Raw genomic sequence first — 12,625 nt, forward strand, 5'->3', positions numbered from 1 at the left:
TGATAGCTGATAGCTGATAGCTGATAGCTGATAGCTGATAGCTGATAGCTGATAGCTGATAGCTGATAGCTGATAGCTGATAGCTGATAGCTGATAGCTGATAGCTGATAGCTGATAGCTGATAGCTTACAATCAGCAACGCCTACGAATCGGCTCAACTAAATAATCATACATCAGTTGATATTGAGCTTCTGGTTCTTGCTGCCATTTCATGACTAAACCTGATTTGACCAATAGCTCTAGGATAAAATCTAACTGGTCAGTGGATAATTGTAACTCTGCTCCTAAGTCATCTTTTGTTCGGAATGGTCGAGTACCATGCTTATCCGTTAACAAACCCAAAATTTTCCAAGCCGCGTTTTGGTTTTCTGAACCACAATCAGAAACAACCCCTTCTAAATAGCGCTCCACTAGCTTTTCTTTTGATCCGTTTTGTCGATAAGCTGCTAAGGTAGTGATTTGCTCAGTTTGCAGTTGCACTCCCACTATCTGTAATTCAATCGGGCTTACTTCTCCCACTGGTTCATTCTTAGCTAGGTCGTTTACCAACTCATCGAGTAATGCATCCTCTAGGTAAAATTTAGCTTTAGTGGTTAGATTATAAATAATCGATTTTGCCTCGTCTGGAGAAAAATTCCCGACATAATAAAGGATACCTTTATTAAGAATATCATTATTAATGGCATCCAAATCTACCTGACGAGCGCACTTTAATAATAGGTGTAGATAATCCTCCCGTAAACACAGGATGACTTTGAGATAGGGAATATTAAGACAGTCACGGAAAAATTCAAAGAAGCGTTTTTGTTCAGCTGGCTCTCGGCAAGCAAAGAAAAACTCTTCAAATTGGTCAAAAATCAGGATGTTTATCTGGTTTCGCCGTTGATTTTTTTGCAACTGATCTAGAATAGTAACCAGTTCAAAGTTGTTTTTATAACCTTCAACCTTTAAACCTTCAAGCTTTAAACCTTCAACCTTTAAACTTTCAACCTTCAACGGTGAATAACCTTCACCCTTCGACTCTAGGATACGTTGACCCAGCTCTGTGACCCAGTCAGTGTAAACCTTCAATCTAATTGGGACTACATTACGGTTACCAATGGGTTGTTGTTTTAGGGCAGGGATTAGCCCAGCTTCTAGTAAGGAACTCTTGCCCACTCCAGCTTGACCATAAATTACAGTTAGTTTGTGCTGGGTGCTGGCAATGCGTTGCACTAGCTCTTTTACTTTGTGTTGCCAATCGGAAGCAGTCATGGCCTGATATACGGTAGCGCTACCTTTACTCTTTGTCTGTGCTAAGTGATTCTGTGGTAACTGATTCTGTGCTAACTGATTCTGTTGGGAGGATTTGAGTTTACCTGCACCGATAAAAGCAAGTAAACCATTCTGTTGTGCGATCGCAAGCCGTTCTTGTTTTAATCTAAATGCTGCTTGATATCGTTTTTGTTGCCAGTAGAGGGTTCCGAGAGTTTCCAGGATTTCCAGGTAGAGTTTCGGGTCATCCTGAATCCCTAACTCCCTAGCCCGTTCCAGATGGCTAATCGCTTCGGAATGTTGACCCAAGTGTTGTTGCGCTTGAGCCAGAAGTAACAGATAGCGACCAACGGGAGATTTATTTGTATATTTATTTATAATCTGTTTATCTATTTTAACTACTCCATTGAGGCAAGATAAAGCAGAATTTTCCTGATAGCTAGGGTACTGTTGCTGTTCTTGGGCTTGGATACTTGGGGGATAATAGGACAATTTTTTACTTCCCCCTCTTCCCTCTGCTGCATAGGCCAACAAATCTTCCCTATGGTGGGCAACACCCTGTTCTTCTGTGACTTTTGTTATAATTACATTGGCATATATTGCGTTTGTGTAAGCTTCCTGCCAGCGGGATTTGTGTAGCGCCACTTTTGCTATAAATCCATAATCCTGAGCCAGTTGAACAGGAGCAGAGTAGGTTCTGTGTAGTGCTAGAGACTTTGTAGCTAGACTTGCCAAATCGTCCCAGGCTTCCAGAGATTGCAGTATCTCACCGAGTTGATTAATCAACTTAGCCACTAAATCCGGTCGTTGCTCTTGCTCGAACACCACCATACACTGCTCTAAATACTCTTTAGCCTTGTGCCAATTTTCTCGATAGCTAGGGTCTCCCGGTGGATACTGCTTAGCCTGATCGCAATAGCATAATCCTAGGTGAAACAGGATAACTGCTTGTCGCTCGCGACGTGGAGGGGTAATGGGTTTACGGGATATGAAGGTAGGCAGACCAAGTCCAGGGAGAATCTCACCGTTGTTTTCTGGCTTGCTCTCCTGCTTGCGGGGTTCCTGTTGCCAGAATTCTAAACTTTTCTGATAGTGGGTAATAGCAACATCAATCTTGCCCAATCCATAAGCCTCTCGACCCCAGACAAAGTTAAGACTGGCTAGCAACTCTGGTGGCAACTCGTGGTTCCCACTTTCCAAATCCCGTAAGGCAAACTTAATTTCCGTAGTATAACCAGCACCTAAGATAGCATCATTGGGGAAAATTTCACTGGCACCTAATTCCAAGACTTTGGTAAATAAAGAATTGGCTTTTTGTTGTAGGTTGCGAATTAGTCTTGAGGTTGGGATTTCAAACATAACCGTTGTTGCCCAACTGTGAAAATCTGGTGTGATGCGAATCAGCTTACACAGTACCTCATCGTTAATCCACAACACTAATGGAAACTGGAAATTTTTGCGAAACTCTTCTCTAACTTGGTTAGTGGCGATTAACAGTTCATCAAGGTCCGTGACTGACTCTAAACCAAACACCATCAAGGCTGCTGGCTGTTCCTCCCCGATTTCCTGTCGGAGGGTGGTGTAGAGTGTACAAGCAGATTGGTCTAGGAATACTTCCCGGATTGGGACAGAAGAAATTTTGTGTAGCCTGCGCACCACTCGCTTACGCCACTTGGCATAATTACAGTGTGCTAACATCAGTAAAAACTGTCCCTCACTAGCAGCTATTGCCCAGGCTAGTTCTTCTACAGCATCCCGGTGGTGAGTAGCTACAGGCTCGAGTAGGGGTGAGTTAATCATGATTTTAAGGATATTGCTTATGCCAGCAAGTGCGTATGCCAGCAAGTGAGGTAATTATGTTATCAGGAAATTAAATTCTATCCTGGTAGCAAAATGGCAATTTTTTGTGATTTTTTTGTGATTAGTCATGATCTGATTAAGTGTTAAGTAGTAACACCTAATACCTAACACTACCTAACACTATCTAACACTACTACCTAACAATTATGAAAATTGCCATAGTGGTTTGCCATCCCATGCCAGACTGCTTCTCACGGAATCAGGACTCAGCACTCACCCACTAACGACACCAACGACGCTCCCCCTTATTGACATTAGTATTGTGCTTCAGATAATCCTGTAGCCAATCGCAAGCAAGGGACTGTAGTTGATCAGGATGTCGGATATTGTCTAAATTCCATATAATTACTCTAGCAGATGAATCTGATGATGCAATAGTCTGGCCATCGGGACTAAAACTGAGGCTAACTACACCATCATCATGGCCATAAAAGGTTTGAAGTTGTTTACCTTTCCTGTTCCAAACCTTGACAGTTTGGTCAGCACTAGCTGTAGCAATGGTTTCACCATCGGGGCTAAATACCACACTCCAGACGGTATTCTGATGACCATCAAGAGATGTTAGTTCCTCACCATCACTAACATTCCAGAGTTTAACCGTCTTATCCCTGCTAGCAGAGGCCAGGGTTTTACCATCAGGGCTGAAACGAACGCTAAAAACCCAATCGGTATGACCATCGAAAGATTTCAGTTCCTTGCCATCACTAACATTCCAGAGTTTGACGGTTGGGTCAGAACTAGCCGTAGCAGCACTAGCCGTAGCAAGAGTCTCACCATCAGGACTGAATGTGACGCTATTTACCCAATTTGTATGACCAGTCAGAGTTCTAATCAGGATACCATTCTGATTCCAGAGTTTAACTGTGTTGTCCCGACTAGCCGTAGCGATAATTTTACCATCGGGACTGAAAGTGATACTCCTAACCACTTTCTCATGACCAGATAGGGTGTGCAGTAACTTACCATTCTTATTCCAGAGTTTGGCAGTCTTGTCAGCACTAGCGCTAGCAATAGTTTTACCATCAGGGCTGAAACTAACACCCCACACCCAATCGGTATGACCAGTCAGAGTTCGCTGCAATTGACCATTTAAGCTCCAGAGTTGGATAGTGTTGTTCTTACTAGCCGTAGCAATAGTCTGACCGTCGGGGCTATAACTGACGCTGAAAACGGTATTCTCTTCCCCTGTGGGAATAGGGAGTTCATTACCGTATCGACTCCAAAGTTTAACGGTGTTGTCAGCACTAGCGCTAGCAAGGGTCTGGCTGTCGGGGCTGAAATTAACGCTCCATACGGTACTTTCATGACCGGTAAGGGTTTCCAGTAGCTTGCCATTTCGATTCCAAAGTTTAACGGTGTTGTCAGCACTAGCGCTAGCAAGGGTCTGACCGTCCGGACTGAAAGTGATGCTAGTCACAGTACTTTGATGACTTTCATGGTCATCATTTCCCAATGTCTGATACCGAGTACCGTCCATTTTCCAGAGTTTGACAGTCTTATCCTTACTACCAGTAGCAATCAGTTTACCTTTGGGACTGAAACTGACGCTGAAAACCGCATCCTCATGGGCTTGTATGGTTAGAGGCTTTCTCTTGTACAAGCCATTCCTGTCTCTACGCCAGAGTTTAACCGTGTTGTCAAAACTACCAGTTGCCAGCACCTTGCTATCGGGGCTGAAACTAATACTGAGCACTGCTTTATCATGGGCTTTGAAGATTTGGGGTTTTTTGCCTTCGAGGCTCCAGATGATAACTCTTCCATCCTCGCTAGAAGCAGCAAGGCTTTTGAGATCAGGGCTAAAACGCACGCTCCAAACCCAACCGGTATGCCCTGTCAGGGTTTGAATATACTTACCATTCCGTTGCCAGACTTTAACAGTTTTATCTTTACTAGCCGTGGCAATCAACTTTCCATCAGGACTGAAGGTAACACTTCTGATTTCATCCTTATGTTTATGCTTTCCTGCTAACGTGTAGAGTTCTTTCCCTTCCTTGGACCAGATTTTGACATTGTCGGAACTAGCCGTAGCAATTAGCTCACCGTCGGGACTGAAACTAACATTGTTGACTGTATCATTATGACCTTCTAAGCGGTTGCGCTCTCTAACCCCATAAAAGGCTTGCTGTAGAGAACTCATCGCTATATCCTTAGTGTCAGAGCTTACCCCAACTGACCACTTGAGTTTTTTTCCTGCCTCTAAGGCATCTTTTAGTGGATCCAGGGCATGACTATTGGAACCGTAAAGGGCTTCTGAGGATTTAATCAAAGCTCTGATTTCGTTGTTTCTAGCTTGCGCCCAAAATATAGCGGCAGAGAGGGTTGAGATCGCTAACATACCAACTAGAGCAATAGAGCCGGTGAGTGCTATCTTCGACTTCTGTAACTGGGCTTGAGAAAGCCGATGTTGCTCTTGGGCTTTTTTAAGTTTGGCGAGTAATTCGCTATCTTGCTGCTGGCGAATCACAGAAACTAGATAATCATGAACCAATTGATAGCGGTTAAGGGGACTTTCTCGTAAGAGCACCACTAATCCTGATTCGACCAGGATATTTAAGACTAAATCTAACTGGTCTATTTTTTCTATCGCTAAATCCACTGCCAAGGCGTTTAAATCTTTTTCCAAATCCTGGCGGGTTTTAGGCGGGCGCGTGTTATTTTCTTCGGTGAGTAAATACAAGATAAGTTCAGCAGCTTTTTCATTTTCGGAGCCACAATCTGCGATCACTTCTTGCAGGTAACGCTGCACCAATTTTTCTTTAGGACCTTTTCTCCGATAATGAGCTAGGGTAGTAATTCCTTCAGTCTGTAGTTGAGCTCCTACGATTTGTAATTCAATGGGACGAACTTCTCCTTCACTACTACCTAGTTCTTGCACTAACGTATTGACTAAGGCTTCTTCTAAATAAACTTGAGAGCGCTCGGTTAGTCGTTGAATAATAGATTTAGCATCCTCTAGGGAGAAATTACCTAAATAATAAAGAATATTTTTATTGAGAATATTATTGTTGATTGAATCAAAATTTTGATGACGAATTCCCTGCAACAAAAAATACAAATCATTTTCCCGTAATGACAATATAACCTTGACGAAAGGAATCTGAAGACACTCCCGGAAAAAATCAAAGAAGCGTTTTCTTTCAGTATGATTCTCCCAAATAAAGAAAAACTCTTCAAACTGGTCAAAAATCAGTACGGTTAGCAAATTGCGATGTTCATTTTGTCGCAATTGCTCTAAAAGGGTGGCTGGTTGCAGGTTAGTTTGGGTGGCTGGTTGCAGGTTAGTTTGGGTTGCCGGTTGCAGGTTAGAATACTGCTGTGAACCTTGGCCTTTCGGCCACGCTTCGCGAACAACCTTCAACCGGTCAACCTTCAACTGAGAAGAACCTTCACCGTTCAACTGGTCAACGTTCAACACAGAAGAACTCTCAAGGTTAAACTGGTCAACTTTTAACGGTGAAGATGCTAAGGATTTCCAGACTTCCCTGACCCAATCGGTATAAACCCTTACCAAAATTGGTACGACATCACGGGTTCCAATTACCTTAGTTTTGAGAGTGGGGACTAATCCAGCTTCTAGGACAGAACTCTTACCTACCCCTGACTGACCATAAATCACTGTCAGTTTGTGCTGGGTGCTGCCAATACGTTCCACTAAGCGCTCTACATCGTTCTGACGTACAGAAGCAGTGATTTCCTCAGCAGGGGTTTCCTGCTCTAGGAGTAAGGTAGAACTTTGGCGTAGATGAGGTTTAAGCCGACCAGGTCCGATAAAGGCACGGAAACCATATTGCTGCTCAACGGAGAATCGTTCTTGTTTGACCCGAAAGGCTTCTAGATACTGCTTTTGCCGGAAATAAAGCGTCCGCAATTTTTCCAAAATGCGAATATAAAGTTGTGGAGAATCCATCGGACCGGTTTCCTTAGCCCTTTCCAGGATAGTGATCGCCTCTTCCGAGAGACCCAAATGCCGCTTCGCTTGAGCCAGAAGCAGTAGATAGGACATCTGATACTGTCCAGAGGTATTAGTTAACCGTGTCAGAAGTTCTAAAGCTTTCCTAGCTGCTTGCTGAGCGCCCATCCAACGGCAGTCTTGAAGGGCGACTGCAGCGATAAATCCATAATCTTGAGACAGTTGCAGTGGATTGCCATAGGTTCTGTGCAGTACCAGGGAGCGTTGCGCCAGACCTTGTAAGTCTTTCCAAGCTTCCAGTCGTTGTAGGGTTTCGCCAAGTTTAGTAATAAACTTGGCAATTAAATCTGGGCGTTTTGCTTGTTCAAATGTATCGATACACTTTTGAAAATACCCTCTGGCTGTGATCCAGTGGTGACGACTTTGGGATCGATTGAGTTCAGCCAGGTTCAGATAACACAAACCGATATGAAACAGCAGTAGAGCTTGACGTTCTCGTGGTGAAGGGGTGAGGGGTTGAGGGGATGAAGGGGTTGAGGGCTCCTTTGACAACGTCCGGAGGTAAGGAGATATTGGGGTAGCTTGACCTAGTCGGGAGGGGAAACTACTCTGCTGTTGTGTTTCCTGTTGTTGTGTTTCCCAGCTCCTAGATTCCTGCTGCCAAAATGCTAAACTTTGCTGATAATACTCTAACGCCTGATCGATCTGACCATTAATATAAGCTTCTCGACCAAGCACAAATGGCAAACTAGCTTCTTGGGTTATTTCTAAGACATCTCCACGAGTTTGCAAATCCCTCAAAGCTGAGTCCAATTCTCGGCAATAGCTGGAACCAAAAATAGCGGTATTGGGTAGGAACTGATCCCCACCGGCATCCAAAATACGAGTAAATAAATAACTCTCTCGCTCTGCTAGAGCTTCAATCAAGTGATTTGAGGAGAGGACAAAATTTGTGGTTGTTGCCCAACTCTCTAAATCCGGCACAAACCGAATTAGCGTTTCCAATACCTCGTCATTTACCCATAACACTAGAGGGAAGGGGCAATGCTTGCGAAACTCCTCCCGTACTTGGTTGGTAGTGATTAGTACTTGCTCCAGGTTGCTCAGGGACTCTAAACCAAAGACCATCACGGCAGCTGGCTGTTCATCCCCTAGCTCCTCCAAGATAGTGGTATAGAGACTCTTCACCTTAACCGACTGGTTCAGGTATATTTCCTGGAACTCAATAGCACAGACTTGCCGCAACTTCCGCACAATGTAATCCTGTAAAGCTTCATAGTTGCGGCGGGCTAAAATCAGGGAAAACTCCCCTTGGGACGTCTCCATTGCCCAGGCGAGTTCCTGCATTGAATTGTTGTTGTAGGCATCCGCATCTTCTACGCGGTATAAGCTAGGCATGATTTGAATCCTTCCGCTTCTGCCAAAATGGGATTAACGTCAAACCAAGACCCATCTTGGTCTCGGTACTCATAGACGAACATGCTGCGGATCAAGAGTTGGTAACCTTCATCTCCAACTACCTTTTTATGTTTAGCGACGTGACACAATAGTTCCCACTCATCATCTGAGATGGGTAGGGTTAGTTCATTGCGCCGGTCTCGAATTACATTTTCTAACATGCCTTGAGACAGAGGTAATCGTCTTTCTTTCTTGATCCAGGTACTGAGAAACCGGAGCAAATTCCGCACATGACCCCCGCTAGCGTAACACAGGCGATCTAAAGTGTCAGGGGAGTCGAACACCTCTTTTACTCTAGCAAGACGCTCCACAGGCTCTAAATTAGGAAAGGCTCTCGCCAGTACCATTTGTCGCAGCAGTGCCATGCCCTGTTCATGGGGAGTACCATCTCGTAACTTTACCGGTACCATTGGTAACACTTTGGGATCTACCACAAAGCGCTGAGTCAAGGCACTATAGTCATTAGAAAATCGTAGCGCTAGGGGCATGGTGTAGACCACATGACAGTGTAACCCCTTTAACTGGGCTCCGCGATCCACAAATAGATATTCCGGCTGATCACGTCCCCAAGGCTTCTGGGAAGCGTCCACCCGATCGAGGTTATCTACAATCACCACTAGCCCTTGTTTCCCAAGTTTTTGGAGGTTTGCGATCGCAGGTTCGAGCAACTCTTGGTTAATCACTTCTAACAACCGATTGGTTTGAGGTTCGAGATATTGCCGTAAGCGACTGCGCAGATCCGGGCTATCCTTAGCCTTAGCCGTAATCTCACCAATCCCAACTGCTAGGGAAACCGCCCCCTCAGTGTCTACTCCAACCTCACCAATCCCAGGAACTCCTACCCTACCGCTTAATTCAATTTCAGTGAGCAACAGTTTAGCCGCACCTGCCAGTAATTTTTTAAAGCCTTTCGGTTCACCTAGCTTAATTTTGTCTAAGCTTTCACTGACGCGACGGGCAATAGCGAGTAAGATGTCCCCGACATCTACATCTCCCATTTCCAAGTCTTGAGAAGATTCAAAATAGACCACGTGAAAGTCAGCTTCCTCCAATTCGGCTTTCAGTCGCAGTAACTCCGTAGACTTACCACAACCAATATGTCCAGTAAATAGCTCGCAGGTCGGCTCATCCATGGAGAAGAAAGTGATATTATCCTTCAACTCTTCAATGATCTTGCCCCCTCGCACTGAGGAAAAATCGATATAATACTTACAGTCTTCCGGCTGATCGACCGTTAACGTTTTGCTGGGATTACAGGCTTTATATAATTTTTGTATGTTTACTGTCATAGGTTTCCTTTTTTATTTTTCATCACCAAGTTTAAAATTTACCTGTCAAGGTAGGGAATCGGGAATCGGGAATCGGGAATCGGGAACAGGTAAAAGTCATAATATTTGATTATTTGATAACTGATTCGATCTCCAATAATATTAGTCATTAGTTATTTTGGCTTAGTTATTTTGGCTTATATGAATAATTATGGTATTAGTAATTGCTGGTAATTCCCCCTTCTATATTATCACTCACTCTAGGTATCAGTGTAGGAATTGTGATCATTATTTTAGGCCATATTCCCTACTCCCTACTCCCTACTCCCTACTCCCTACTCCCTACTCCCTTTGCTATAACAATTTCAAACTGTAACTGATGGCTGTCTAGAAAATCATGGGTAAAATGATCGACGACATTGGTATCAGCAAGTTCCAAATTGTAGAAATCTATAAATTCCTGGTCAAAATAGGGACCAGCGTGCCAAGTTCCTACTTCTAATTTAATAAAGCAGTTACCTGGAATCCGAAAAGCCGCAATATCCTCTAAAACTGGTTGGTCATCCTGATTGGGAGGAGCTACAGCCATGAACCAGTCTTTCCCTTCTAGAGAACCGAGACACTGAGTACATTGGACATGACGAGTAATTTTATCAAACTTACGACCTTTGTGGTGTAGCCGCATGATATAAAACCGGGATGTCCCATTTTCGAGGTTTAACTGAGCATCATCTTGATCATAGGGTTTGCCGTCAACACTTGCAAAGATGACTTGACCGTAGGGCTGAAAGTTCTCTGATGTCACCCATTCCGCGTATAGTTTTTGAATCGTCTTGACTTTACTCATCCTCAGCCTCCGCCGTCAGTAGTTAAGAATTAACAGCTTATTGATTTTAGCTTGTCCAGGTGCCTTGCTGTTACTCTGGCAACTAGTCTTTACTTTTCCTTTATGGTATCCTTGTATAGGTAATTTTAAAAAAAACATCAAAAAAATCATCAGTTTCATCTTTAGGGTTATGGTCGTCGTAATTCTTTATATTATAGTCGATAATTATATCTATATTAATCTCGGGATATAAAAATATTATCCTCTATAGTATCGACTTGATAAAGCCACTAAGCTAACCTTTTTTTAAAGGTATAAAATCCTTAATTTTACACTAAATCATGCCTGAAATTTTAAGATAAATTGATGACTTTTACTTGCTCAAACCAAGACAATGTGGTCTATCGCTTCTGGAAACTGGCGATCATCAATATTCTTTCTACTCTCATGATACCCCTTGCGGGTTTAATCAGCGTGGCTTTCTTAGGTCATTTAGATCAAATCCGCCACTTAGCTGGAGTCGCTCTCGCCACCATCCTGTTTAACTTAATCTACAATAGTTTGGCTTTTTTACGGATGGGAACTACTGGGATAACCGCTCAAGCTGTCGGAGGAAATGACCGAGATGCTATGTTGCTGGTGGGACTTCGTAATGGCTTAATTGCTCTGATTTTAGGTGTAGTTATCTTAAGTTTACAGTATCCTCTCAGAGAGCTTGGATTTGCTTTGTTAAGTGCTACACCAGATGTCAAATTTTCCGGTATTGCTTATTTTAATGCTCGGATTTGGGGAGCTCCTGCAACATTACTCAATTTCGTACTGATTGGTTGGTTTCTCGGTAGAGAAATGAGTGGTAAGGTTTTGCTGCTGTCCATTATCGGTAACACCGCTAATATAGTTTGCGATTACTTTACTATTATTCGGTGGGGTTGGGAAAGCACTGGCGCTGGATTATCCGTAGCAGTTAGTCAATACGTGATGGTTTTAGTGGGCATAGTTTTAGTTAGCCAAGAAATAAAGTGGCAAGAGCTAAGAGCAGTAGCCAAACGAATTTGGAACTTGTTGGATATAAAAGCTACTTTTACCCTAAATAGTAATCTTTTTATCAGAAGCTTAGCGATTCTTTTTACCTTGTCTATTTTTACCAATTTGAGCTCAGCTCTTGGTACCACAATCTTGGCGGAAAATGCTTTGATACTAGAGGTGTTCAGCTTGGCTGTTTATTTTATTGATGGATTGGCATTTGCTACGGAAACTCTGACGGGTAATTTACAAGGTCAGGGAGCAAAAGAGCAGTTAGTCCCTTTATTGAAAATTGCTGGAGGAAGCAGTTTGCTATTGGGACTTAACTTTGCTTTCCTGTTTATCCTGTTTCCCCAGACACTCTTTGGGCTGTTAACAAACCACACTGAGGTGATCGAATCGATTACTCTCTATGTTCCTTGGTTACTCCTGGTGTTAGGATTTGGTTCCATTGCGTTTATGCTGGATGGTTATTTTCTGGGCTTAGCTGCAGGACAGACCTTACGTAATTCTACCGTAATCGCCTTGGTGGTGGGATTTGTCCCTATGGCTGTGGCGTCTTGGCAGTTTCAAAGTGTTCATCTTCTTTGGTTAGCTTTATCCTTGTTTATGGCAGGAAGAGCGATAGTACTGGGCGTAAAGTTACCAAGCACGTTGAAGTGAAATATATGGTTTTTCAATTAGGTGAGGTACAAATTTTTTGGGTTTTAGGGAACAGGGAACAGGGAACAGGGAACAGGGAACAGGGAACAGGGAATAGCGATCCGCTGCATCAAGATAGGAAATCAACGTCAAAGAAGACTCTATATTATAACTGCGAGAAACGCTATAAAAGTTTCTCATAGTAATGAGATACAGATAATTTTTTTTCTATTCCCTACTCCCTACTCCCTACTCCCTACTCCCTACTCCCTAAAACCTGTGATGGAATAAGCAAACCGATGACAATAATTTAAAGAAGTATGAAGTATGAAGCATGAATTGTAAAAGATGAAGTATCAAGGATGAAGTATGAAGCATGAACTA

The 12,625-nt window shown here is 43.2% G+C and carries 5 protein-coding genes; 1 reads left to right on the top strand and 4 read right to left on the bottom strand.

The features are described from left to right. Window positions 1-132: 132 nt before the first annotated feature. The 4 genes from F6K38_RS26590 to F6K38_RS26605 all read right to left on the bottom strand — a co-directional run bounded on the left by F6K38_RS26590 (window position 133) and on the right by F6K38_RS26605 (window position 10,597). Window positions 133-3,054 carry a tetratricopeptide repeat protein gene (locus F6K38_RS26590; RefSeq protein ID WP_009149426.1) on the bottom strand — a complete coding sequence of 974 codons (2,922 nt, stop codon included), beginning with the start codon at window positions 3,052-3,054 and terminating at the stop codon, window positions 133-135. Between the two features lie 280 nt (window positions 3,055-3,334). Further along, window positions 3,335-8,422, bottom strand: a complete 5,088-nt coding sequence (locus F6K38_RS26595) for a WD40 repeat domain-containing protein (protein ID WP_044494430.1) — start codon at window positions 8,420-8,422, stop codon at window positions 3,335-3,337. Then, on the bottom strand, window positions 8,401-9,771 hold the full coding sequence (locus F6K38_RS26600) for a P-loop NTPase fold protein (RefSeq protein ID WP_009149422.1): 1,371 nt from the start codon (window positions 9,769-9,771) through the stop codon (window positions 8,401-8,403). The genes F6K38_RS26595 and F6K38_RS26600 overlap by 22 nt, the downstream gene beginning before the upstream one ends. Window positions 9,772-10,078: 307 nt before the next feature. Then, complete coding sequence (locus tag F6K38_RS26605; RefSeq protein WP_009149420.1) at window positions 10,079-10,597, bottom strand: ureidoglycolate lyase; 519 nt, start codon at window positions 10,595-10,597, stop codon at window positions 10,079-10,081. Window positions 10,598-10,942: 345 nt separating this feature from the next. Here F6K38_RS26605 and gntT point away from each other — a divergent pair, with 345 nt between their 5' ends. Further along, on the top strand, window positions 10,943-12,262 hold the full coding sequence (gene gntT / locus F6K38_RS26610; protein WP_009149415.1) for a guanitoxin biosynthesis MATE family efflux transporter GntT: 1,320 nt from the start codon (window positions 10,943-10,945) through the stop codon (window positions 12,260-12,262). The last annotated feature ends 363 nt before the right edge of the window (window positions 12,263-12,625 follow it).

This window comes from Moorena sp. SIO3B2 (assembly GCF_010692525.1).
GTDB lineage: Bacteria > Cyanobacteriota > Cyanobacteriia > Cyanobacteriales > Coleofasciculaceae > Moorena > Moorena producens.